This is a genomic window from Ruegeria lacuscaerulensis, from assembly GCF_013034685.1.
GTDB classification, from domain to species: Bacteria; Pseudomonadota; Alphaproteobacteria; order Rhodobacterales; family Rhodobacteraceae; genus Ruegeria; species Ruegeria lacuscaerulensis_B.
In genome coordinates this window covers 450,959-475,828 of the sequence record NZ_WQGO01000004.1, presented here as the reverse complement: position 1 = coordinate 475,828, position 24,870 = coordinate 450,959, and the positions used below count along the sequence as shown (strand labels likewise).

22 protein-coding genes are annotated in these 24,870 nt (G+C 56.3%); 14 read left to right on the top strand and 8 right to left on the bottom strand.

All coding sequences use genetic code 11. From position 1 onward, the window contains the following. Positions 1 to 12 precede the first annotated feature (12 nt). From GOV80_RS13425 to GOV80_RS13410, 4 genes are all read right to left on the bottom strand, one after another. Complete coding sequence (locus GOV80_RS13425; RefSeq protein ID WP_170785406.1) at positions 13 to 1,581, bottom strand: alkaline phosphatase D family protein; 1,569 nt, start codon at positions 1,579 to 1,581, stop codon at positions 13 to 15. Positions 1,582 to 1,714: 133 nt separating this feature from the next. Next, positions 1,715 to 2,080, bottom strand: coding sequence for an SPW repeat domain-containing protein (locus tag GOV80_RS13420; RefSeq protein WP_170770758.1), 366 nt, complete (start codon positions 2,078 to 2,080; stop codon positions 1,715 to 1,717). A 110-nt stretch (positions 2,081 to 2,190) separates the two neighbouring features. Beyond that, on the bottom strand, positions 2,191 to 3,141 hold the full coding sequence (locus GOV80_RS13415) for an AraC family transcriptional regulator (RefSeq protein WP_170785404.1): 951 nt from the start codon (positions 3,139 to 3,141) through the stop codon (positions 2,191 to 2,193). Positions 3,142 to 3,266: 125 nt separating this feature from the next. Continuing rightward, positions 3,267 to 4,133: a branched-chain amino acid aminotransferase gene (locus tag GOV80_RS13410; protein ID WP_170785402.1), complete on the bottom strand. Its 867-nt coding sequence runs from the start codon at positions 4,131 to 4,133 to the stop codon at positions 3,267 to 3,269. 159 nt (positions 4,134 to 4,292) lie between these two features. Between GOV80_RS13410 and GOV80_RS13405 the strand changes: the two genes are divergently transcribed. From GOV80_RS13405 to dxs, 6 genes are all read left to right on the top strand, one after another. Then, a complete protein-coding gene (locus tag GOV80_RS13405; protein WP_170785400.1) occupies positions 4,293 to 4,805 on the top strand; it encodes a MarR family winged helix-turn-helix transcriptional regulator in 513 nt (170 codons plus the stop codon). Then, positions 4,802 to 5,503, top strand: a complete 702-nt coding sequence (locus GOV80_RS13400; protein WP_170770751.1) for a response regulator — start codon at positions 4,802 to 4,804, stop codon at positions 5,501 to 5,503. Before GOV80_RS13405 ends, GOV80_RS13400 begins: the two co-directional genes overlap by 4 nt. Before the next feature lie 67 nt (positions 5,504 to 5,570). Continuing rightward, a complete protein-coding gene (locus tag GOV80_RS13395) occupies positions 5,571 to 6,497 on the top strand; it encodes a histone deacetylase family protein (protein ID WP_170785398.1) in 927 nt (308 codons plus the stop codon). Continuing rightward, complete coding sequence (locus tag GOV80_RS13390; protein WP_170785396.1) at positions 6,494 to 6,736, top strand: exodeoxyribonuclease VII small subunit; 243 nt, start codon at positions 6,494 to 6,496, stop codon at positions 6,734 to 6,736. The genes GOV80_RS13395 and GOV80_RS13390 overlap by 4 nt, the downstream gene beginning before the upstream one ends. Beyond that, a complete protein-coding gene (locus tag GOV80_RS13385) occupies positions 6,737 to 7,603 on the top strand; it encodes a polyprenyl synthetase family protein (protein ID WP_170785394.1) in 867 nt (288 codons plus the stop codon). A gap of 16 nt (positions 7,604 to 7,619) precedes the next feature. Continuing rightward, a complete protein-coding gene (gene dxs, locus GOV80_RS13380; protein ID WP_170785392.1) occupies positions 7,620 to 9,548 on the top strand; it encodes a 1-deoxy-D-xylulose-5-phosphate synthase in 1,929 nt (642 codons plus the stop codon). A 141-nt stretch (positions 9,549 to 9,689) separates the two neighbouring features. Here dxs and GOV80_RS13375 read toward each other — a convergent pair whose 3' ends face one another. From GOV80_RS13375 to GOV80_RS13365, 3 genes are all read right to left on the bottom strand, one after another. Continuing rightward, on the bottom strand, positions 9,690 to 9,860 hold the full coding sequence (locus tag GOV80_RS13375) for a hypothetical protein (RefSeq protein WP_170425586.1): 171 nt from the start codon (positions 9,858 to 9,860) through the stop codon (positions 9,690 to 9,692). Between the two features lie 78 nt (positions 9,861 to 9,938). Then, positions 9,939 to 13,031 (bottom strand): efflux RND transporter permease subunit, encoded by a 3,093-nt coding sequence (locus GOV80_RS13370; protein WP_170785390.1) that lies wholly within the window; start codon positions 13,029 to 13,031, stop codon positions 9,939 to 9,941. Then, complete coding sequence (locus tag GOV80_RS13365) at positions 13,031 to 14,128, bottom strand: efflux RND transporter periplasmic adaptor subunit (RefSeq protein ID WP_170785388.1); 1,098 nt, start codon at positions 14,126 to 14,128, stop codon at positions 13,031 to 13,033. Before GOV80_RS13365 ends, GOV80_RS13370 begins: the two co-directional genes overlap by 1 nt. Before the next feature lie 840 nt (positions 14,129 to 14,968). On the opposite strand from GOV80_RS13365, the gene GOV80_RS13360 reads away from it, so the two are divergent. From GOV80_RS13360 to GOV80_RS13325, 8 genes are all read left to right on the top strand, one after another. Then, positions 14,969 to 15,826 carry an amino acid ABC transporter substrate-binding protein gene (locus GOV80_RS13360; protein ID WP_170785386.1) on the top strand — a complete coding sequence of 286 codons (858 nt, stop codon included), beginning with the start codon at positions 14,969 to 14,971 and terminating at the stop codon, positions 15,824 to 15,826. Positions 15,827 to 16,201: 375 nt separating this feature from the next. After that, on the top strand, positions 16,202 to 17,323 hold the full coding sequence (locus tag GOV80_RS13355; RefSeq protein WP_170785384.1) for an aromatic ring-hydroxylating oxygenase subunit alpha: 1,122 nt from the start codon (positions 16,202 to 16,204) through the stop codon (positions 17,321 to 17,323). Next, positions 17,320 to 18,852, top strand: a complete 1,533-nt coding sequence (gene betC / locus GOV80_RS13350; RefSeq protein WP_170785382.1) for a choline-sulfatase — start codon at positions 17,320 to 17,322, stop codon at positions 18,850 to 18,852. Before GOV80_RS13355 ends, betC begins: the two co-directional genes overlap by 4 nt. Next, the gene (locus GOV80_RS13345; protein ID WP_170785380.1) at positions 18,852 to 19,646 is read left to right on the top strand and encodes an SDR family NAD(P)-dependent oxidoreductase; all 795 of its coding nucleotides are present in this window, start codon (positions 18,852 to 18,854) and stop codon (positions 19,644 to 19,646) included. The genes betC and GOV80_RS13345 overlap by 1 nt, the downstream gene beginning before the upstream one ends. After that, entirely contained in the window at positions 19,646 to 20,578 is a 933-nt protein-coding gene (kce, locus tag GOV80_RS13340) for a 3,5-dioxohexanoate:acetyl-CoA acetone transferase (protein WP_170785378.1), read from the top strand. The genes GOV80_RS13345 and kce overlap by 1 nt, the downstream gene beginning before the upstream one ends. A 10-nt stretch (positions 20,579 to 20,588) precedes the next feature. Beyond that, on the top strand, positions 20,589 to 22,007 hold the full coding sequence (locus GOV80_RS13335) for an aminobutyraldehyde dehydrogenase (RefSeq protein ID WP_170785376.1): 1,419 nt from the start codon (positions 20,589 to 20,591) through the stop codon (positions 22,005 to 22,007). Then, positions 22,007 to 22,738, top strand: a complete 732-nt coding sequence (locus tag GOV80_RS13330; protein WP_170785375.1) for an SDR family NAD(P)-dependent oxidoreductase — start codon at positions 22,007 to 22,009, stop codon at positions 22,736 to 22,738. Before GOV80_RS13335 ends, GOV80_RS13330 begins: the two co-directional genes overlap by 1 nt. Next, positions 22,738 to 23,670 (top strand): 3-hydroxyacyl-CoA dehydrogenase NAD-binding domain-containing protein, encoded by a 933-nt coding sequence (locus tag GOV80_RS13325; RefSeq protein WP_170785373.1) that lies wholly within the window; start codon positions 22,738 to 22,740, stop codon positions 23,668 to 23,670. Before GOV80_RS13330 ends, GOV80_RS13325 begins: the two co-directional genes overlap by 1 nt. Here the strand turns inward: GOV80_RS13325 and GOV80_RS13320 are convergent. Continuing rightward, positions 23,630 to 24,679 (bottom strand): GlxA family transcriptional regulator, encoded by a 1,050-nt coding sequence (locus tag GOV80_RS13320; RefSeq protein ID WP_170785371.1) that lies wholly within the window; start codon positions 24,677 to 24,679, stop codon positions 23,630 to 23,632. The two genes, GOV80_RS13325 and GOV80_RS13320, sit on opposite strands and share 41 nt — an antisense overlap. Positions 24,680 to 24,870 lie beyond the last annotated feature (191 nt).

Below are 24,870 nucleotides of genomic sequence, written 5' to 3'. Positions count from 1 at the left end.
GCTCTGATCCCATTAAATTGCGCGAGACTTTGGGTCCAGCGTGATCGACCACAGCTCGGTATCGGCGCGGTCCATCAGACGCACTGTCATCTGCTCGGTGGCTCCGTCGATATCCACCAATCCAAAGAACTGCAGACCGGCGCTGGGGGGTAGATTGACACCTTGTCCCTCGGCCGGGGCTTTGACGAATTTGACCTCGGGGCCGAAGGTCCCATCCAAGGCGTTCGGCCCAAAAGTTCCGGCATGCAGCGGGCCCGAGACGAATTCCCAGAACGGCTCAAAATCCTGGAATTGCGCTTTGTTAGGGTCGTAATAGTGCGCGGCGGTATAGTGAACGTCAGCGGTAAACCAGACCGTATTGGTGATCCCGGCGGTTTTGATAAATTGCAGCAGTTCGGCAATCTCCAACTCGCGCCCTTTGGCGGGGCCGCTATCACCGTTTGCGATGGCTTCGGCCCCGGCTTGTTCCCGCCAGTTGTCCCAGACGATCAGACCGATTGGCATGTCGGATGCGATAACCTTCCACGTCGCCTCGGACGCGGCCAGTTCCCGTTTCAGCCAAGCCAGTTGCTCGGCCCCCAGAATGCGGGACTGATCAGTGATCTCATCCTCCATCGAGGCCCCGTTCGGCCCGCGATAGCTGCGTAGGTCCAAAAAGAACACGTCCAGCATTGGACCATATGCGATCTTGCGATACACCCGCCCCGGCTCGGCCGGGGTGATGCGCAGCGGTGTCATTTCGTGGAAGGCACGGGCAGCGCGGGATTGCAGCACGTGCACCGATTTCTCAGAATAGCGGTCGTCCGAGATCAGGTCTTTCGCATCCGACCAGTTGTTCACGACCTCATGGTCATCCCACTGAAAGAAGGTCGGGCAGACGGCGTTCATAGTGCGCACATGCTCGTCCATCAAGTTGTATTTCCACTGACCACGGAATTCGTCCAGCGTTTCAGCCACTTTGCGTTTCTCGTCGATCAGGGTGGTGTTTTTCCAGATCAGTTTATCATCTTTGACGACCTCATCCTGCATCGGACCATCGGCATAAATCGTGTCGCCCGAGTGGATGAAGAAATCGGGCTTGTGCTGCGCCATGGTGGCGTAGGTGCGCATCCCTTCGTCGTCGATGCCCCAACCCTGCCCAGCGGTATCGCCCGACCAGGCAAAGCGGATATTCCGGCGTGAGGTCGGTGCAGTGCGAAATTGGCCAATAATAGGCTCTGATATGGTGCTAATGTCGTGTAGATCCGCTGCGGTAAACCGATAGAAGATGTCCTGATCCGACGGCAACCCGTCGACCAGTCGCTTGACGGCTAAATCGCTGTTGGGGATTGCATCCATCGGGGTCAGCTTGCGCGCATCAGTAAAGCTCTCGGTGGTGGACACTTCCATCATCACGCGAGCCGGTCGATCGGTGCGAGTCCAGATCATACCCGAGGTGGTGTCAACATCACCCGACTGAACGCCGTGGGTGAAAACCGGGCGCGAGGATGCGCGGCTGATGGCTGGCATGGACAGTGATGCGGCGAAGGCGGTGCTGCCGGCCAGAAAGGCTCGGCGATTGGGGCGTAGGATTCGGGTCATTTGGGCTCTCCTGTCTGGTGGTCCTTAGGGACCACGCGATTGGTGAGCGGCAGTGAGCCGCCTGTTTGTAAAACAAGCGGCTCAGTTTTTTGAAAGTATCACGATGATATTGTGACACTTGTGGACAAGGTGCTTAGGCCGTGACGTCCTGTTCCGGCGCGCTGAGTGCGATCACCACAACAACTGCCGCACCGTTCACCCAGTAGAATACCGCATCCAGGCCGGAAAATCCAAGCAGGCTGGGCGCAGCAAGGAAGGTCAGCCCGACCAGAAGATCGACTGTCAGGTGCAGTTTATAGGGCAGCACACGCCAAATCCCCAGATGGTGATCGGTCAGCACGGTCAGCACAAATGCGGCGACGCCGGTCACGACCGACAGCCACAGCGCCAGCGGGTTGGATTGGCCTAGACCCAGTATGAATGGCAAGGTCATCAGCGCAATGGCAACGGGGTAATCCAGATAGGCGTGAATGTTGCGGGTCACGAAACGGGCAGACATGGAAGGTTCCTTTCCTTAGCTTGGTATGAGTCCAAGTTAGATCAGTAACCCCGAACGTATCAGTCCGGCTCGTTCGCATGATATTGCAGATCGTTCAAAAAATCGTCGCTTCAGTGCATGGCTCGATAAGCTGCCGGGGACAGACCGACCTGTTTTTTAAACACGCGCGAGAATGCGGCCTCGGACGCATAGCCCACTTCGGCGGCTGCGTCCGCGACGTTCCAGCGGCTTTCGGTCAGACCATGGCAGGCGATCTGCATGCGCCAGTCGGTCAGGTATTGCATCGGAGTCGTGCCCATCTTTTCGGCGAATAATTGGGCAAAGGCCGTGCGTGACATCCCGGCCTCGCGGGCCAGCAACTCGACGCTCCAGTCCTGCGCCGGAGACTGGTGGAAAGCTGTCAGCGCGCGTGACACGCGGGGATCAGCAAACCCAGCCAAGGCAGATTCGCTGGGGCTTTGATGTTCCAGATGGGCGCGGATGGCTTGGGCAAACAGCACTTCGGATAGTTTCAGCGCAATCAGATCGCCGCCAATGCGGGCGCCGCTGACCTCGGACCCGATCATGCGCAGGGTCGATTCGATCCAGGCTCCGGCCTCTTCGCCGTAGTTCTCGATCAGGATATAGGGGGGCAGCCGGTCGATTAGCATATGTCCCGTGCCCTGCCGCCCCGGCGGGCCGGTGAACGAGAAATGCCCGCAGATCAGCTGCGTATCCCGGCTTTTGTCCTCGCCGCCATAGACCAGAACGCCGTCGCCTTGGTAGCCGGATTTTTCCAGCACCTCTTCCAAAGGCAAAGCGTCCAGCGGTTTAACCTCATTGCAGAGCAGAGCATGCGCGGACCCGTGCGGGATCAGGATCAGGTCGCCTTGCCGTAGCCGCAGTGTTTCGCCAGTGGTCGAGACATGCACCTTCAGCTCGCCCCGCTGTACAAAGTGAAACCGGGCCACGTTTTCGAAGGCTGGCACCTGGACGCCAAAGGGCGGCGTGAACGATGTGCGGAAGTAGAACGTGCCTTTTAGGGACAGGCGCGTGAGGATATCGCTGAGCAGGTCTAACATATGCTTAACCTAAACGATTATGCGCATACATCCATGGGTTCGAACGATCTGCAATAAGTCCCGCACGTTTGGCAAAAGAAAACCCCGCGGATCCGCGGGGGTTCGTTAGAATTGGTTGTTTGGGATCAGGCGCGGACCAACGCCTCATAGTCCGAGGCGATCTCGCGGGTGAGGTCGCCTACCTCGAACGTATAATCGCCAATTTGCCCGACCGGAGTGACCTCGGCCGCTGTACCGGTCAGCCAGCATTGTTCGAATTCGGCCATTTCCTCGGGCTTGATGCGGCGTTCGTGGACAGTGATGCCCTTGTCTTTCAGCATCTGAATGACGGTCTGGCGGGTGATGCCGTTCAAAAAGCAGTCGGCTAGAGGGGTGTGAACCTCACCATCTTTGACGAAGAAGACATTGGCGCCGGTAGCCTCGGCCACATAGCCGTTGTAGTCCATGAACAAGGCATCCGAGCATCCCTTGGCCTCGGCTTTGTGCTTGGAGATGGTGCAGATCATGTAGAGACCCGCCGCTTTTGCGTGAACCGGGATGGTTTCGGGGCTGGGGCGTTTCCATTCTGCGATATCCAGCTTCGCACCCTGCATCTTGGCGTCGCCGTAGTAAGCGCCCCAAGGCCAGACAGCCACGGCCATCCGCACCGGGTTTTTGGCCGAGGCCACGCCCATATCCTCACCCGAGCCGCGCCAGACCAGAACGCGCACATAGGCGTCCTGCAGTCCGCTGGCTTTCAGGGTTTCTTCCTTGGCGGCCTCGATATCGTCCACCGAATACGGCATTGGCATGTCCAGAGCCTCGGCCGAGGCGATCAGACGCTCGGAATGTTCGCGGCTTTTGAAGATTTTGCCGCCATAGGCGCGTTCGCCCTCAAAGACCGAAGACGCATAGTGCATCGCATGGGTCAGGATGTGTACATTGGCCTCGCGCCAGGGCACCAGTTTGCCATCCAACCAGATGACACCATCACGATCATCATATCCCGACATGCGAAACCTCCTGAACCGGGCTGAAATTTCCGATTGTTGCGTTATTTAAGTCCGAAGCGGACATAATGTTGCGCAAAAACTGCGATTCGATACCTGTCTGCCCTTGGAATGTCAATAACGCTGACATAAACTCGACCCAAGTAACGAATGAGGCACAAGATGTCCGACACCCGTCCCGCCCAGGTCTTTGGCGGAGAAAGCCTGCTGTTTCTGACGGATGAGCAGTTACGGCAAGGGATTGAGGCGATGTTTTTCGCGTATCGCGGGTTTACGGCGGACCCTGATCGTATCCTGTCCGAACTGGCCTATGGTCGCGCGCATCACCGGGCCATTCATTTCATCAACCGGGCTCCGGGAACCACGGTGAACAATCTGCTGGCCATATTGGGCGTGACGAAACAGTCTCTGAACCGGGTGTTGCGAACCTTGATTGACGACGGATTGGTCGAAAGTCGGGTGGGAACCGTGGACAAACGTGAAAGGCACCTATTTCTGACAGAGAGAGGCCGAGAATTGGAGACTACATTGTCCGAGTCGCAGCGCGTTCGGATGCGGGCGGCGTACAAGGAAGCGGGCCCCGAGGCCGTTTCAGGGTTTCGTAAAGTGCTTGAAGCGATGATGGATGCTGATATGCGTCATGCATACAGGAAATTGCGGGATACCACCTCATGAGCGATATGGACGCGCATCTGCTGATCGTTGACGATGACGAACGCATTCGGGATCTGCTCAAGAAGTTTCTGATGCGGAACGGGTTTCTGGTGACGTCGGCCCGTGATGCAGCCCACGCGCGGCGGGTGTTGTCGGGGTTGGATTTCGACATGATCGTGCTGGATGTGATGATGCCGGGCGAAGATGGTGTTAGCCTAACGAAGGCGCTGCGCGAAACCCATTCGACGCCGATCCTGTTGCTTACCGCGCGCGGCGAGACCGAGCATCGGATCGCGGGGCTTGAGGCTGGGGCCGATGACTATTTGGCCAAGCCGTTCGAACCCAAGGAATTGTTGCTACGGATCAACGCGATCCTGCGTCGGATGCCCGAGACACCTGCGCAAGAGACGGTTAGCAAGATCCTGAACCTCGGACCCATCCGCTATGATGTTGAGAAGGGCGAGATGTGGCAGGGCGAAGAACCTGTGCGTCTGACGGCTACGGAAAGTCAGTTGATGAAGATTTTCTCAGCCCAACCGGGTGAGCCGATCAGCCGGTCGAAGCTGGTTGAAGATTTGGGCCGCGACAAAGGCCAGGCGCAGGAGCGCGCGGTGGACGTGCAGATCACCCGTTTGCGGCGCAAGATCGAACAGGACCCCAAGCAGCCGCGGTATTTGCAAACTGTGCGCGGTGCAGGGTACATGTTGGCCCCGGACTAAGGGCCGCTGCGCGGCGATTTTTTGCCTTCGGCGAGGATATTTTTAGCCAGATGAAGATGGGATCCTGATGAAGACTGCGCTTTTGACTCATGCGGATTGTCTTGGACATGTGACGCCGGACGGCCACCCTGAGCGGGTCGCGCGATTGGAACATATTCTGCATGCCTTGGAGCCGCTGGATTTGGATCGCAAGACTGCGCCTTTGGCAGCAGATGATGATCTGCGGCGTATTCACCCGGACAGCTATATTGAAGACATTCGGCGCAGCGCGCCTGTGGACGGGTTTCGGCAGATCGACGGCGATACAATCATGTCGCCGGGGTCGGTGAGCGCGGGATATCGCGCGGCGGGGGCGGCTGTTCGGGCGGTGGATTTGGTGCTGGGTGGTGAGGCGCCGAATGCGTTTTGCGCGGTGCGGCCTCCGGGGCATCATGCTGAGACTGACACTGCCATGGGGTTTTGCTTATTCGGCAACGCGGCTCTGGCGGCGAAACATGCGCTGGATCATCACGGGCTGAGCCGCGTGGCCGTTGTGGATTTCGACGTGCATCACGGCAATGGCACGCAGGGTCTGCTGTGGGACGAAAAGCGCGCGTTGGTCATTACAAGCCAGCAGATGCCCTTGTGGCCGGGGTCCGGGCGCCCCAATGAAACCGGTGCTTATGACACGGTGCTGAATATCCCTCTGGCACCTGGTACAGGTGGGGCCGAGATGCGTGCGGCCTATGAACGGTTGGCCTTCCCGCGTCTGCGTGCCTTTGCACCTGAGCTAATTGTCATCTCGGCCGGGTTTGACGCGCATCAGGATGATCCGCTGGCCGAATTGAACTGGTCCACCGGGGATTTTGCCTGGCTCACGTCAGAGCTGTGCCAGATCGCGGCAGAGGTGTGTGAGGGTCGTATCGTCTCGACTCTGGAGGGCGGGTATGATCTGAAAGCCTTGGCCGAGGCCACCCGTGCTCATGTGGAAGAATTGATGAAGGCAGCCCAATGACCGAGACACCCGTCGACCAGATGACATTCGAACAGGCTATGAAAGAGCTGGAGGCCGTGGTTGGTCAGCTTGAGCGTGGCGATGTTGCATTGGACCAGTCCATTGCTCTGTACGAACGCGGGGCGCAGCTGAAGAAACGCTGCGAGGATGAGTTGAAGCGGGCCGAGGAAAAAGTGGCGGCGATCACGCTGGACGCCAATGGTCAGCCGACCGGGACCACGCCTGTCGAAGGTCAGTAAATGTTCAGTGACAGACTGGCGCAGGATGCGGCGCGGATTCAAGCCCATTTTGATCGGGTTCTGGGGGCGCTGGACAATCTGGATGTGACCCAGGCGATGGCCTATGCCACCAAGGGCGGCAAAAGGCTGCGCGGATTTTTGGTATTGGAAAGTGCGCGGTTGCATGGTGTTGAGACTGAACGAGCCATTTGGCCCGCGACGGCTATAGAGGCGCTGCACGCGTATTCGCTGGTCCATGATGATCTGCCTTGCATGGATGATGATGATCTGCGCCGGGGGCGGCCCACGGTTCATGTAAAATGGGATGAGGGTACGGCCGTTCTGGCCGGGGACGCGTTGCAGACGCTCGCGTTTGAGCTTTGCGGGAACGCGCAGGTTGGCGAGGCCGCAATTCGCTCAGATTTGACTCTAACACTGGCAAAAGCCAGCGGTGCGCAAGGTATGGTGCTGGGACAGGCGCTGGATATCGCGGCGGAAACGGCGGAGGCTCCGCTGACGCTGGAACAGATCACGCGGTTGCAGGCAGGTAAGACCGGGGCGCTGATCGAATGGTCTGCCTGCGCGGGGGCATGGCTGGCTCAGGCAGACCCGGACCCGCTGCGCCACTATGCCCGTGCTCTGGGCCTTGCCTTTCAGATCGCGGATGACATCTTGGATGTTGAGGGTGATGCCGAAAAAGCCGGAAAACGTCTGCAAAAGGATGCAAAGGCGGGCAAGGCCACCTTTGTCTCGCTGCTGGGGCTGGACGCCGCCAAGGCCCGCGCGGCGGAGCTGGTGGATCAGGCCTGTGCTGCGCTGGATGGCTATGGGCCTGCTGCTGAAACCTTGAAGGACGCCGCCCGCTTCGTTATTGCCCGGGACAGCTAAGCCAGGAACGCGCCATATGTCTGACCGCCCGAATACGCCCCTGCTGGACCTTGTGAGCCGCCCTGCGGACCTCAAGCAGTTTTCGGATTCGCAGTTGCGGCAGATCGCCGATGAATTGCGGGCTGAGACCGTCTCGGCCGTTTCCGTCACCGGCGGGCATTTGGGCGCTGGTTTGGGTGTCGTCGAGCTGACCACCGCGCTACACGCCGTCTTTGACACCCCGCGCGACAAGATCATCTGGGATGTGGGGCATCAGTGCTATCCTCATAAAATTCTGACCGAACGGCGCGACCGGATCCGCACTCTGCGCATGAAAGACGGCCTCAGCGGCTTTACCAAACGCAGCGAAAGCACCTATGACCCGTTCGGGGCTGCCCATTCCAGCACCTCGATCAGTGCTGCGCTTGGGTTTTCCGTCGCGCGCGATCTGGGCGGTGTCACGCCCGAAGGGTTAGGCGATGCGATTGCTGTGATCGGCGATGGCTCGATGTCCGCAGGCATGGCGTTCGAGGCGATGAACAATGCTGGCCACCTGAAAAAACGCCTGATCGTAATCCTGAACGACAACGAGATGAGCATTGCGCCCCCGGTTGGTGCGCTCTCCAGTTACCTTTCGCGGATATATACCGAGGCCCCGTTCCACGATCTGAAAGCCGCCGCCAAAGGCGCGGTGTCCCTGCTGCCGGAACCCTTCCGCGAGGGGGCGAAACGCGCCAAAGAGATGCTTAAGGGCATGGCCATGGGCGGCACGTTTTTCGAGGAGCTGGGATTCTCGTACATCGGTCCCATCGACGGGCATGACATCGACCAGTTGCTGCCGGTGTTGCGTACCGTCAAGGCACGGGCGACCGGGCCGATCCTGATCCACGTGCTGACCAAAAAGGGCAAGGGCTATGCCCCCGCCGAGCAAGCTCGCGACAAGGGGCATGCAACCGCGAAATTCGACGTAGTGACGGGCAAACAGCACAAAGCGCCATCAAACGCGCCGTCCTATACCTCGGTCTTTGGCAACACGTTGGTGGAAGAGGCCGGGCGCGACGACAAGATCGTGGCTGTGACTGCGGCGATGCCAGACGGCACCGGGCTGAACCTGTTTGCAGAACGCTACCCCTCACGTTGTTTCGACGTGGCGATTGCTGAACAGCACGGCGTGACCTTTGCCGCCGCGCTGGCTGCGGGTGGGATGAAGCCGTTTTGCGCGATGTATTCGACTTTCCTGCAGCGCGGTTATGATCAGGTTGTGCATGATGTTGCCATTCAACGCCTGCCGGTCCGGTTCGCCATCGACCGCGCGGGGCTTGTGGGGGCCGATGGCGCGACGCATGCGGGATCGTTCGACATCGCTTATTTGGCCAACCTGCCGGGCATGGTGGTGATGGCCGCCTCGGATGAGGCCGAGCTGATGCACATGGTCGCCACCGCCGCCGCACATGACGAAGGCCCCATCGCCTTCCGGTATCCGCGAGGCGAGGGTGTAGGTGTAGACCTGCCCGAACGCGGTGAGGTTCTGGAAATCGGCAAAGGCCGCATCATCCAAACCGGCGCACGGGTTGCGCTGCTGTCCTTCGGCACACGTCTGGCCGAAGTTCAAAAAGCCGCCGAGGCGCTTACCGCCAAGGGCATCACGCCGACGATCGCCGATGCGCGTTTTGCCAAACCGCTGGACCGCGACCTGATTCTGGATCTGGCCGCCAATCACGAGGCGCTGATCACCATTGAAGAAGGGGCGATTGGCGGCTTTGGCAGCCACGTGGCGCAATTGTTGGCGGATGAAGGCGTGTTTGATGCGGGTCTGAAATACCGTTCGATGGTGCTGCCTGACATCTTCATCGATCAGGCCAGCCCGGCGGATATGTACGCGGTAGCTGGTATGAATGCCGAGCAGATCGAGGCCAAAGTACTGTCGGTTCTGGGCGTGGCCACAATCGGCGAAAAGCGCGCCTGATCTCTGTTTTCGCAGAAAATGGTGCCTATAGATGGCACTGAACAAAGTAGTCACCAAGCGTCAAATCCAATGAGCCTCCTTCTCGGATCAACTGGCGTTTCCTGTAACTCGCGAGGCGTCTTCAATGATGCCACTACAAGCTCACTTCGGTGTCTCGCCAAAGTAACCCCCAAAAAATGCGATCATCGCTAACAACACACCAACCAATATCACGATCACAAGCAGTGCTCCGCTACCTTTGGCAAAATATCCCAGTGAGACTAGGCCAACCACGAAGATGCCGACCAGAAAGTAGAGTACTGTATTGTCCATCTTTACCCCCAAATGAGTTGTTTACACTCAACAAGTACATGCTCGAAAAAAACGATCCAAAGACCGCTATAGATGACGTCAAACGGCTTTCGGTGACTGTCGAATGCCGCTCAGCGTGGCGAACAAGACCGGTACCAGGATCATTGTGAGCATCGTACCCACCGTCAAACCGCCCATGATCGTTACAGCAAGACCCACCCAAAACACGTCTGGCAGTAGCGGTATCACACCCAAAACTGTAGTGGCGGCGGCCAGTACGACAGGGCGCAGTCTTGAGGCTCCGGCATTCAAAACGGCGTCGTAGCCCGGCTGACCTTCGGCCAAGTTATCGTTGATCTGATCGATCAGAACGATTGCGTTTTTGATCATCATGCCCGCCAGGCTCATGCCCCCGAGCAAGGCAACGAACCCAAACGGTGTGTTTGTGAGGAGCAGGCTCGGAACAATACCTATCAGCACAAAAGGTACAGTCAGGAAAATGACAAGCGGTCTGCGGTATGAGTTAAACAGCCCAACTACAATCAATGCCATGATCGAAAACGCGGGGATCATACCCGGAATCAAAGACGCTTGCGCAGAAACTGTGTCCTCGTACTCTCCACCCCATTCCATGCTGTAGCCCGGCGGCAAGTCAGCCTCCAAAGCTTCAAAATCGGCAAGAACTGCGGCGCGATAGCTTGGCAGAGTTACGCTATCGATTGAATTGGCTTGCACAGTCAGAACACGGCGCCGGTCGCGACGATTGATCGTTGGATCTTCGGGCTGGATATTCACGCCGCGTACGACCTGCGCCAATGGCACAGGCTCAACAGAAAACGGTGACTGAAGTTGCAACAGTTCAAAGTTGTCGACGGCAGCCACGTCTTCTGCGCCGGGCCGAACGATGATTGGCAGCAACTCGTCACCTTCGCGGTAAAGGCCGACCGAACGCCCGTCAAATGCACGTTTTGTCGTGTTACCAAGATCTTCATAGGTGATGCCGGTCCATCGCGCTCGGTCCTGGTCATAGGCTGGGACTGTTTTCAGGACACGGTTGCGCCAATCGGTGCGCGCCACTTTCGTCCATTGATGCTGATCTAATATCGCAACCGCTCTGTCACCAATTTTGCGCAATGTCTCAGGATCAGCATCCGCCGGGCCGACGATGCGGTTCTCGAACGCCCATGTATTGCTAGGTCCTACACCAAATTGGCGTGTGAAAGAGGTCGCCTCGGGGATATTGGCTGATATCCAAAGCGATATCTCTTTGGTCATCTCTGGAATGTCGCGGTAATCCTCGACGTTCACAATGACTTGCGCGTAGGATGGGTTGGTTCCCTCGGGGTCGACCGGCAGGTAGAAACGCGGCGGGCCAGCTCCGATAAAGCTGGCGATGCCAGTGACACGATCGTCCATTTCAACCTTTTCTTCGATCCGCGAGATCGCTTCTGACACGGCTTCAATCCGAGTTCCTTCAGGCGCGTAATAGTCGATCATGTATTTGGTCATCGACGAGGTCGGGAAGAACAGCTGTGTGATAGACCCAAAGCCAACCCCGGCAATGACCAAAGCACCCAAAGCCACCCCGATCGTCAGATAACGCACGCGGATCGCCGCAGCCAGAAAGCGGCGGTAAATCGCATAGAAACCGGTGTCAAAGGTCTCGCTTGCTCCACCCTTTGGCTCCGGTAGCATGGCAACGCATTGCAGTGGTGTTACCGTCATCGACAGCAACCAACTGACCAGCAACGCGATCCCAACAACTGAGAAGAGTGTTCGGCAGTACTCCCCTGCGCTCTCGACAGATGCAAAGATCGGGTAGAAAGCCATGACCGCGACAAACGTGGCCCCAAGCAACGACATAGCGGGACGCGTTGCGGCCTCAATCGCGGCCTTTGCACGGTCCATTCCTTGCGACATCCGGACCATGGCGCCGTCCGCTACCACGATCGAGTTATCTACCATCATGCCGAGCGCAATGATCAATGCACCCAAGGACATGCGCTGAAGATCTATGCCAAGTGCTGCCAAGGGTATGAAGGTGGTTAGGATTGTTAGAATCAGCCCGCTGCCGATGATGATCCCCATCCGAACACCCATCGCCAAAGTTAAAACGACCAGGACGATTGCGACGGCTTGGGCAAGGCTCACCAGAAAACTGCTGACCGCAAGGTTTACGTCATCGGATTGCCAATGAACCCGTTCAACCTCGATGCCCATCGGCAGGCTTGCGATCAGTTCTGATACTCTCGCATCTACCGCCTCACCAACACTGACAACGTTGACCCCAGACTGGAAGGATATGGCCAAACCAATAGATGGAAGCGCGTTATAACGCATCATAGTTATCGGTGGGTCAATGTAGCCTTCTTTAACCTCAACGATGTCGCCCAGCCTTAGCAACTCTGGCCCACGACGTTGACCGCTTTGAGCCTGATCCAGACCACTTGGTCGGACGACTAAATCTGCGATGTCAGTTGGGCTTGTGAAGGTTCCGCTGGGCGCAATGCGCATGCGGTAGTCACCGACGTTTACCCGCCCTGCATCCACGATCGCATTCTGGGTCTGTAACGTGTTGAGAATTGTCTGAGCCGAAACTCCCAATGCGGCCAAGGCTTCTTCCCGTGTTTCCAGATAAATGACCCTGTCGCGTTCTCCCCAAAGATCGACGCGGCCGACACCGTCGATCAGCGAGAGCTCTCGCTTGAAGTCTTCGGCATACCCATCAAGCTCCTGAGCGGAGAACCCATCGGACGTCATAGCCAGCAGTAGACCGAAGACATCACCGAAATCATCGTTGATGGCAGGACGACCCGCGCCAGGGGGCAGGTCTGTTTCCACGTCTCTGACTTTCCGACGTAGTGTGTCCCAGATTTGCGGTAGCTGGTCCGACCAATAGTTCGGGCGAATTTCGACTTTAATCGTCGACACACCCGCCCTGCTTTCGCTCGAGATGTAATCAATCTCCTTAATTTCCTGGAGTTTCAGCTCGATCCGTTCTGTGATCTCTTGCTCAACTTCTTCAGGGCTGGCGCCGGGATAGAGGGTGGTCACAACCGCAGTTTTGATAGTGAACTCGGGGTCTTCTAGCTGCCCCAGACTAAAGAAAGCCGAAATGCCGCCCAACGTAAGCATGACTACCGTGAACCAAACGAATTTGGCGTTGCGGATGGAGAACGCCGCGAGACCCATTACTCTGTATCCTCGGAAAGTCGTGAAACCTTTTGGCCTTCTCGCAAAGAATTCGCTCCGGCAGTGACGACCACATCACCAAATTCCAGACCTTCACTAACGGCCACCCCTTGCGACCGGGGCGTGCCAAGCGAAACCTTCCTTGCCGTTACGGTTTCTGAGCTGGCATCGAATACCCAGACATGCGGATCTGTTTCCCCTTCAGGCACGAAAACCGCGCTGGCAGGAACCATGATCGCATCGAATGGTTCGTGCCCTTCCTTTGGCTGGCCACGGACGCGCCCTGCCATACCCGGAAGAACAAGTGCGTCTTCCGGTTGATCCATAATCAACGTGACAGGGAAGGTTCGGGTCGTCGCCGAAGCCTCGGATCCAATCTCGCTGATTTCCGCCGGTAGAACCACATCCCCCAGAGCATCAAAAGTAACGGTGATGTCTTCAATGTGAGGGATCAGGGCGATGTATCGTTCGGGGATATCGATCACCACTTCGATGCGTTCGGCATCCAAAATGCGCAGCACCGGAGTCTGAGCGGCGACTTCTTCGAAATCTTCAATGTATTTGCCGACAACACGACCATCGAACGGTGCCGCCAAACTCGTATAGGTTAAATCCAGAGTGGCTCTGTCCAGAGCGCCTTGAACAGAATTGATGGCCGCCTTAGCGGATGTCTCGCCAGCGATAAATCGGTCGAGTGTAGCCTGAGCAGCGACGTCCTTTTCGACCAGCGATCGTTGCCGATCTGTTTGCAACTTGGCGTTCTCAAACGTTGCCTGTGCGCTTTCGAGTTCGGCGTTAAGCCGGTCTACTTCAGCCTGGTACGGGGCTGGATCCAAGGCTGCCATAATGTCACCCTTAGTTACAAGGTCGCCAACCTGAACATCGACGCCAACAACATTGCCCGGTACGCGAAAGGCCAAAGAGACTTCGCGCGCGGCCCTGGCTGTTCCGACAAAATATCGGTCATGCAAACTGGAGAGGTCGGAAATCTCGGTGGCTCTGACAGGTCGAATAAGTGTTTGGGTCGCATCTTCTTCCTTCTCCCAGCAGCCGGTAAGCAACACGAAAGCAAATAGCCAACCAAAAGTTCTCTTCATATCCCCCTCCCGTGCAGCCCGCGTTCCTCACTTCGTCGCTGTGAAGGTGGCCTAACTTGCGGATTTTGCGCCTAAACCTGTTGCAATTGTACGCGCTTACCAAACAAAGTCAAAAATACGAATTTGTTTAGTGGTGGCGGAGAGAAACCCGAGTAGACTTTGGCAAACTGACAAGACAATTTATCAGTACGATGTCGCCTCGACGCTGCCGTTTGTCATATCGGTAGCACAGAAGGCCGTGTTTCGAGTTAGTGTAACTGCGTTAAAAGGTAAACGTGCGGAGGGCAAACTGTGATTGATTAAAGTCCAGGCCGTCGTCCGGACCTACGTGTGGAGCTGAAATGTCCCCCTTTCGTGAACCGCTGCCATTGCTGATTATTTGCTAATGGCAGCTTTGTCCGCAAAGCAACCGCTCATGCCGAGTGAAGCGAATAACCGCTTTGAGCCCTATTTACTCGGGCCTAACCTTCAGAAACGCGGCAGCGATGGTATCAGCTGAACCCAATTCGGTAGGTCACACAAAACGCATAGAGTGCCATACGGTGACTGTTGGCTGCACTGAGCCCAAAGCGGAATGTTTTAACTTTTTGTCATGAAAAAAGTCAGTTCAGTGTTAGTTTGATACCGCGACATCCAATAGATGTATTCCATGCTGGACAATCGAACTTAAGCCCAGCCCAATAATCTATGCCCTAGTCTAAACTGAGTCAGCTACTTACGGTGCCAAGATGCGGTTTTCTTCCCTCGCCCAGAAACTCTTGTCGTTAATAATCTGACTTTTTGAGCCTCAATGTGTATTATTCTCGACATGAGATGCCTTGTACTCCTGTGGGACGGACAATGATTAAAGAAATAAAACCCATGCGCTTGCTTTCTGTACTTAGTGTGATGGTTCTATTCACAACCGGAGCGGTTGCTCAGACAATCGAACGGATAACAAAAAATAACGAAATCCGCTTTGGTTTTCGAATAGATGCTGCGCCACTATCTTACGTCAACGACCAAGGTCGGCCGTTTGGCTTGTCACCCTTGATTTGCGATCAGGTCGCACAGCGTCTCGCGAAGAAACTGGAATTGAATGAATTGAACGTCCAGTTCATTCCGGTCGACTCCAAGGATCGTTTCGACAAAGTTGCCTCGGGAGAAATAGATATGCTCTGTGGGGCTGCGACTATAACACTTTCCCGTCGCGAAGCCGTTGATTTCTCGCTTCCAATATATGTCGATGGCACGTCCATATTATTACCAATTGAAGCCGAGGGCACTATGAGTGCGCTGGCGGGGAAGAAGATTGGTATGAGAAGCAGCACGACAACAGAAGCATCCGTTCTCAATTCCTTTGAAGCGGAGGGTATCGAAGCAAATATGGTGCGGTTCGGTTCACACCCAGACGGTATCAAGGCGCTAAGAGACGGCGAAATCGATGCGTATTTTGCGGATCAGTCGATTTTGTTGGTCAACTACATTGCTGCCGGACTAAAGGGCAAATTCAAGTTGTCCCAAGAAATACTAACCATAGAAAAGCAAGGATTGGCGATACCGAAAGGAGACTATGATTTTCGATTGCTAATAGATCGCATTTTGTCAGAGATGTACGCTCAAGGCACAATGGAAGAGATTTTTCGCATTGCTTTGCCAGGGATCGAGCCCAGCGAAGCATTGAAGGCTCTTTATGTTATCGCCCCTACCAATCCTTGAGACGCATTGCATGAAACAGTTTTGCTAAGTGTCAATTGTCCTTTTGTAATTTATGCTGGTTTGTTCGCAAAGCGGAAGTTGGGACGAACTTCAGCGAAGGTACGCACCAAGACAAAAGGCGACGCTAGTTGTGGACGCAGCATCGGTTGATATGGCCGGAGAGCAGACGTTCTCTGCGGGTGCGCATTTCGAGTTGGGCATAACCTGAAGCATCCTTCCCAGCCAACATAATGACGTTTGACTAGGCGAACACGACCAAAAAGTCGAAGGGACCAATATAGGCGAGCGAAGCCTAAAAATGTTAAACTTGCGGCGGTTTTAGTTAAACCGTTTCAGCTGGATTGCCTACACTGCTGCAAAGCAAGGGAGGACGTTATGAACGACGATGCTGAAATCTCTGGCGGTTACAGTAGCGATCCAGCCCGTTCCTACTCCCTGAAGGCAGAGGCCTATACGGATCACTCGTGGTTCGATGCGGATCTGAAATCGGTAATCGCTCGGACTTGGCAATGGGTTTGTCATGTTGAGAAGACCCGCGAGCCGGGCGCTTATTGCACCGTGGAAATCGCGGGCAATCCGATTGCGATTGTACGCGGCAAGGAAGGAATTCTGCGGGCCTTTTATAATGTCTGCAAGCACCGCGCGCATGAGCTTCTGTCAGGAGAAGGCAACACGACGCGGATCATGTGTCCCTATCATGCTTGGGTCTACAAGCTGGACGGGCAGTTGGCGCGCGCGCCGCATACTGAGAGCCTTGTTGATTTCAACCCGGGTGAAATTTGCCTTGATGAAGTGCAGGTCGAAGAATTCTGCGGCTTTGTTTTCGTTAACCTCGATCCGAATGCGCGACCCCTCGCTGAACAATCCGGGAACCTTGAAACGGAGGTGCGCCATTGGGCACCTGATGTGGATCAGCTGACATTCGGCCATCGGCTGACCTATGATATCAAGTCGAACTGGAAAAACGTCGTCGACAATTTCCTTGAGTGCTATCACTGCCCGACCGCGCACAAGGACTTCTGCGATCTGGTGGATATGGACACCTATAAGGTGACGACCCACGGTATTTATTCCAGCCATATGGCGGACGCGGGTCAAAACGCGAATAGCGCCTATGACGTTTCCAATGCGACAGTTAAGACTCATGCCGTTTGGTGGCTTTACCCGACAACGTGCCTGATGCGTTATCCCGGACGCTCCAGCATGATTGTGTTGAACATCATTCCCGTGAACCCGGATCGGACACTGGAAACCTACGACTTTTTCCTTGAAACGCCTGAGCCTGACGAGATGGAGTTAGATGCGATCCGATACTTGGACGAAGTGCTTCAGGTCGAAGACATCAACCTCGTGGAAAGTGTACAGCGTGGGATGAATACGCCGGCGTTCACGCAAGGGCGGATTGTTCATGATCCCGATGGCTCGGGCAAATCGGAACACGCGGTTCACCATTTCCACGGGCTTGTTCTGGACGCCTACGAAAAAGGTGCCGCGTGACGCGGCCGAATATTCTGGTGATCATGGCGGACCAACTGGCGCCGCATTTCACCGGGGCATACGGACATAAGATCGCCAAGACTCCGCATTTGGACGCGTTGGCTGCGCGCGGGATGCGCTTTGATGCAGCTTATTGCAACTCGCCGCTCTGCGCCCCGTCGCGCTTTGCCTTTATGTCAGGGCAGAACATCAGCCGGATTGCGGCATATGACAACGCGTCTGAATTCAAAGCGTCAGTGCCCACTTTTGCACACTATCTGAAATCGCTCAGCTATCGCACGTGCCTGTCCGGCAAGATGCACTTTGTCGGTCCCGATCAGATGCACGGGTTTGAGGATCGCGTGACCACCGATATCTACCCCGCGGACTTTGCCTGGACCCCGGATTGGGAAGCTCCTGACGAGCGGATCGATAAGTGGTATCACAACATGCAGACCGTTAAAGAAAGCGGTCTGGCGCATGCGACATACCAGATCGATTTTGATGACGAGGTCGCTTTTGCCGCCAAACGCTGGCTGATCAATGCCGCAAGGGACAAGGCGCTCGGGCTGGATGCGCCTTTTGCTATGGTGGCGAGTTTCATCCATCCGCACGATCCGTATGTGGCGCGTCCCGAATGGTGGAACCTTTACTCCGATGATAACATCGACATGCCGGCGTTTGTGCCAAAGCTTGAGGATCAAGATCCGTTTTCTCGGCGTTTGCTGGACGGGATCGAAGCCTCGTATGTGCCCTTGACGGAAGAGGAAGTGTGCCGTGCCCGCCGGGCATATCTCGCCAATGTCAGCTATTTTGACAGCAAGATAGGTGAGCTTGTTCAGACCCTCGAGGAAATTGGAGAACTGGACAACACTATTGTCATAGTCACTGCTGATCACGGCGATATGCTGGGCGAGCGTGGCCTCTGGTACAAGATGAACTTCTTTGAACATTCAGCCCGGGTGCCCATGGTCATGGCCGGGCCGGGCGTTGCTGTCGGGACAGCGCGTAATGCTGTTTCGCTCGTGGATCTTTTGCCAACGTTTATCGAACTTGCCGGCGGCGACCTGTCAATGCTCGGTGAACCGATAGACGGGCGCAGTTTGGTCCCCTTGATGAGTGGCGAGGACGACCCGGTTGACGAAGCAATTGGTGAATACTGCGCAGAGATGACGGGCTATCCCGTGATAATGATCCGGCGCGGGGTGTTGAAATACATTCATTGCGACAGTGATCCAGCTCAGCTTTATGATCTCAGCGTAGATCCCTTGGAAATGCGCAATGTCGCGGCAGATGCGGAATATGCCGATGCGGCGTCAAACTTTGCGGCGGAGGTTGCCGCGCGTTGGGATGGCAAAGCACTGCGCAAACAGATCATCGCAACGCAAAAATCTCGTCGGGCCCTGCACGCTGCGATGGAAGCAGGTGCAAGCGAAAGTTGGGACTACAACCCGCCGAGCGACGCCAGCCAGCAATACGTGCGAAACCATATGGATTGGACCGCAGCCGCAAATCGCTACCGCTATCCCCCTTTGAAGGACCAGAATTGATGAAGCTTGACGGAAAAATCGCGCTGGTGACTGGCGCACGCGGCGGCATAGGACGCGCGATTGTGGCGCGGTTCATAAAGGAAGGTGCGACGGTCTACGCTGCCGATCTCACACCCCATGGATCGCTCAATGCCCATGACGACGATGGCAGCATCTTTTTGAAACTTGATGTAACGCAAGAGGCCGATGCTATCGCCGCAATGCAAGCAGTGCGACGTGGACAGGGAAAACTGGATATTCTGGTGAACGCCGCAGGGATCGAAATCGAAAAGACCGTGGAGGAAACCACGCTTGAGGAATGGAATCAGAGCTTTGCTGTGAACTCGACGGGGACATTCCTGACTTCAAAATACGCACTGCCGCTGATGCGTGAAGCTGCGAAGTCGGGCAGCAGCGCCAGCCTGATCAATTTCGGTTCGTATGACGGGTTCATCGCCGATCCCGGCCTTGCTGCCTATTGCGCCACGAAGGGCGCGGTGCATGCGCTGACTCGCGCCATGGCTTGCGATCATGGTCCCGAAGGCATCCGCGTCAATGCGATCTGCCCAGGCTACATCGATACACCGATGCTACAGAGTTTTTTCAACGGTGATGGTTCTGGCGGGGGTGGCGGCAATATTGAAACACTGCAAAAGGCCGTGCGAGACGTGCATCCGATGCGCACCTATGGCACACCCACGGACATTGCCAATCTGGTTAATTGGCTGGCCTCAGATGAAGCGCGCTATGCCTCCGGTCAGCTTTGGGTGCTCGATGGCGGGCTGTCGGCGCAAGTTCAGCAGATGAAACTCTGATGCCAAAGTCCGTTATCATCACCTGCGCACCCACGGGCGGTATCCATACCCCTTCCATGTCGCCGCACCTGCCGGTTACCCCTGCTGAGATTGCCACCGCCAGCATTGAAGCCGCCCAAGCCGGTGCATCGATCATCCACCTGCACGCGCGCCATCCAGAGACTGGCAAACCTGATCCTCGTCCCGAACTGTTTGCTCAGTTTTTGCCGGTCATAAAGCAGTCTACTGACGCTGTGATAAACGTCTCGACAGGTGGCGGGCTGGGGATGTCGATGGATGACCGGCTTTTGGCGGCAACGTCTGCCAGCCCGGAGATGGCTAGCTTGAATATGGGGTCGATGAATTTTGGCATCTTCCCGATGCTGCAAAAGTACACCGAATTTCAATTCGACTGGGAACGCCCGTTTCTTGAGATGACCGAAGATTTCATCTTTCCCAACACGTTCAAAACGATCCGCTATGCGATCGAAAAGCTCGGCGGCGATCACGGCACCAAATTCGAGTTCGAATGCTATGACCTGGGCCACCTATACAACGTCAAATGGTTCGTAGATCAGGGCATTATCAAGCCGCCATTCTTTATTCAGATGGTCTTTGGCATCTTGGGCGGAGTTGCTGCGGATCCCGATCATCTGGTTCATATGCACAACACCGCTAACAAACTGTTTGGGCCCGAGAATTACGAATGGTCAGTGCTGGCGGCAGGGCGGCATCAGATGCCCTTTGCCACCCTAAGCGCGATGCGCGGCGGAAACCTGCGCGTCGGGCTGGAGGACAGCCTCTTTATCGGCAAAGGCGAGCTTGCGACGTCAAATGCGCAGCAGGTCATTCGCATCCGCAGCATCATCGAAAATCTGGGTCTGACAGTTGCTACTCCAGAAGAGGCGCGCGCGCGTCTGGCGCTAAAGGGCGGCGATCAGGTTGGGTTCTAGGGAGGGACCTATGCAAACGAAAATGCTGATAAACGGCGAGCTGGTCGAAGGCACAGGCGAGGCACTCGATGTCCTGAACCCAGCGACAGGCGAGGTGCTCGAGGCGGTACGCGAGGCAAGCCCGGAGCAGATTAAGGCGGCGACCCGCAGCTCTGCAGAAGCGTTTGACGCATTCGCGAGAACCCCTCCGGCAGAGCGCGCGGCGTTGCTGCTGCAGATCGCTGATGTGATCGAAGCGCATAGCCAAGAACTGGCCGAGCTGGAAAGCTTGGATGTCGGCAAACCGTGGCCATCTGCGCACGATGACGAGATGCCGCTGACCATCGACGTCTTTCGTTTCTTCGCAGGCGCTGCTCGCACCATGACGGGGTCTGCGACCGGCGAGTACGTTGCAGGCCACACATCCATGATCCGCCGTGATCCAGTCGGGCCTGTGGCTGCAATTGCGCCGTGGAATTATCCGTTGATGATGGCGTCATGGAAGCTGGCCGCGCCGGTTGCGACAGGCTGTCCTTTAGTACTGAAACCCTCTGAACTGACGCCGCTGTCTACGCTGCGTCTGGCGGAGCTATTACAGGATGTCCTTCCCAAGGGCGTGCTGAACGTGATCCACGGACGCGGCCCGTCCGTTGGTGACGCGTTGATCAACAGCCCAGAGATGGAGGCGATAACGATCACGGGGTCACCAGCTACCGGCATGGCGGCCATGCGCGCGGCTTCTCAGCAAATCCGTCACGTGCATCTTGAACTGGGAGGGAAGGCCCCGGTCATAGTATTCGAAGACGCAGATCTTGATGCCGTAGCCGAGACGATTCGATATGGCAGCTATTTCAACGCCGGTCAGGACTGCGCGCAACCCTGCCGCATCATGGTGGCTGATGGTGTTTATGACCAGATCGTAGCTGCAATTCAGGATCAGGTTGACCAGATCCAGATCGGTGCGCCTAAGGCCAAAGGCACGGAAATGGGGCCGCTTGTGTCCGCTTCTCAACGCGACCGTGTCGCTGGTTTTGTTAACCGCGCGCGCAACGCTGCGGAGATCGTCTCAGGCGGCGCCGCAGGCGACGGCGACGGATTCTTCTACAAGCCCACAGTCATCGCCAATGTAGACAACGACGCGGAGGTTGCCTGTAATGAAATCTTTGGTCCTGTTGTCACCGTTTCCCGGTTCTCGGATGCGGAAGAGGCATTGAAGATCGCAAATTCAGCCAGCTATGGTTTGGCATCCTCGGTTTGGACCCGCGATGTGGGACGCGCCATGAATATGACTTCTAAGCTGCGCTATGGTTTCACATGGGTGAACACCCACGGCGTTGCCACGCCCGAAATGCCGTGGGCCGCGATGAAAGGCTCGGGTACAGGCAGCGACATGTCAGTTTACGCCTTGGATGCCTATACCGCGATCCGGCACGTGATGGTGGCACACTGATGCGGTTGGCGGGCAAGTGCGCTTTTGTGACGGGCGGCAGGCAAGGCATCGGCCGCGGTATCGTAAACGCGTTTTTGAGCGAGGGCGCGACCGTTACGACTTGCGGACGTGGGCCTCGACCCGGCGGACTGCCTGAAGATGTCGTTTGGCATGAGCTCAACGTGTCAGATCCTGCGGCAGTGAACATCATCGCCGAGGCGACGGACATTCTGGTCAACAATGCGGGTGTGCAGGTCGAGAAAACTGTGGTTGATACCACGGATGCCGACTGGGAACTGGTGATGGGCGTAAATGCACGTGGCGTTTTTAACTGCTGCCGCGCGTTTGTCCCGCTTATGCCCAAAGGCGGATCGATTATTAACATCGGCTCGATTTCTGGCAACGTCGCGGACCCGTCCATGGCGCTTTACAATGCGTCAAAAGCTTTCGTGCACGGGCTGACGCGTTCCATCGCCGTGGATCACGGACCAGACATTCGTTGCAACGCAATTTGTCCTGGCTGGATCGAAACCGGAATGCTCGATGCAGGGTTTGATCTTGCTGACGACCCTGCAAAAGCGAAGCAGGACGCACTGGCCCGTCACGCTGTTCGCCGGTTCGGTAAGCCTGACGATATTGCCGCCATGGCGGTTTGGTTGGCCTCGAACGAAGCTGCATTCGCGACAGGTCAGCTCTTTGTAATTGACGGCGGTATGACCGCTGCGTCACCGCTTTACCCGGGGCTTTTCTGATGGACGAGATTGTACATACAGCCGTCTTAGGTGCTGGCGTCATTGGCGCGAGTTGGACTGCGCTTTTTCTTGCAGCGGGGCGCTGCGTGACGGTGTTCGATCCTGATCCGAACGCGGAAACCAACGTGCGAAAGTACATTGAAAGGGCGTGGCCCGCCTTGGACGAATTAGGGCTAACCGCGCGCGCCACGCCTGACGCATTGCGCTTTGTTGCGCGCGCGGGTGAAGCGGTGCAAACTGCCCAGTTCGTGCAGGAAAACGTGCCAGAACGGCTGACGCTCAAACACGCAACCTACCGAGAGATAGAGCCCGTGCTGCAACCCGGCGTGATTGTCTCAAGCTCGACCTCCGGTCTGACGTTGGAGGCGTTACAAAAAGGTTGGAAAGACCCAAGCCCTTTAATCCTTGGTCACCCATTCAATCCACCGCACCTGATCCCCTTGGTCGAACTTACGGCTAACTCAGAAACAGGGGCGGGAGTGTTAGACCGGACTGAAGCCTTCTACGTCGACATCGGCAAGGTGACCATCCGCATCAACAAGGGGATGCCAGGACATGTTGCCAACCGTCTGCAAGCGGCCATCTGGCGCGAGGCGGTACACATGGTTGTCAAAGGCGTGGCGAGCGTCGAAGACATCGACAAAGCCATGTGGGCCGGGCCGGGACTGCGATGGGCTGCCATGGGGCCGACAACCCTGTTTCACCTTGGCGCCGGTGAGGGCGGGTTACAGGGTTTTTGCGACCATTTCAAAGACACGTTTAACGGATGGTGGGACGATCTGGGCGATCCACGACTAGACGACTATACCGTAAAACTGTTGGTCGACGGCATGGTTAAAGCATCCGAGGGCAAAACCACGGCGGAGCTATCCGCGAAGCGGGACAAAATGCTTACGGCGATGCAGATCGCGACGCGTCCGCATCGCTCTTGAGATCCGGCTTGTACATCGGCCAGGCGCGGAACTCGAAAGGGACGCGACCTTCGATCCGATCTGCGCTTGGTGTTAAACCGAACCGTTGATTATAGGCGCGGCTGAAATGAACCTGACTGTTGAACCCGGATGCGGCCGCGATTTCACTGAATTTCAATTCGGTTTGGGTAACCAGTCCGCGGGCCCGGTCCAAGCGAATGTCGCGATAATAGGCGACAGGTGATTTGTACACGTACTGATCGAACAATCGGCTGAGTTGACGTTGTGAGACACCCAGTCTTTCCGCGATCTCAGGTATCGACAGCGTCGTTTCGAGGTGGGCTTCCATTAAGTCGATTGCCGCTCGCACAACGCCAGACGTGACATAGCCCATTGGCTCGACGACTTTGGGGTTCTGCGAACGCCCTTCGCCTCGAACCTCGTGATGAAACAGATACCGCGCCGTCGCATTCGCAATGCTCTCGCCGGCCACCGCATGCACTAACCGCAGCCCCGCATCAGTAGACGCCGTGCCCCCGCAACACGTGAATATGCGGTCATCTTGCACGAACATATTCTCAGACACGTCCGTATCCGGGGCGATTTCGATGAATGCATCGATATGTTCGTAATGAACCGTCGCTGTCTTTCCCTTCAGCATACCTGCGTTTGCAAGTATGATCGCGCCTGTGTCCAATCCACCGATGATCGCGCCCGACCGCCACCACTTTTGAAACAAATTGCGAAGCTCGTGCGACGTGTAGCGCTCGGGCGTCCAGCTTGAACTAACAAGAACGAGCCAAGGGTTGCTTGCATTGACGTCTTTAACGGGGGCGGTTTCAATCAGCATCCCATTGCTGGCCTCGATCCCGCCGCCGTTTTCTGAGACAAGGGTCCACGAAAACTTATTTCTCCCTGACAAGTAGTTAGCCACGCGAAACGGATCAATGAACGACGTTGTCGCCGACGCATTGAAATGTGGAGTCACGAGAGCGATTATTTCATGCTGGGTTATGATTGGACTGGACATGTCTGATTTTGTCAAAACGCGTCTGAATTTGTCAAATGAACTGCGTTTATGTTGCGGCCGCAGCGAATGTCGCCTTGGGGGGCCGCATCTCTGCATCGACGGTAAATGCCAGATGTCAGCAACTGGTCGACAGCAGAAATTCCTGCACTTCATTTGACTATCCGCTTTGTCCGCGAAACGGTCATTTGGGC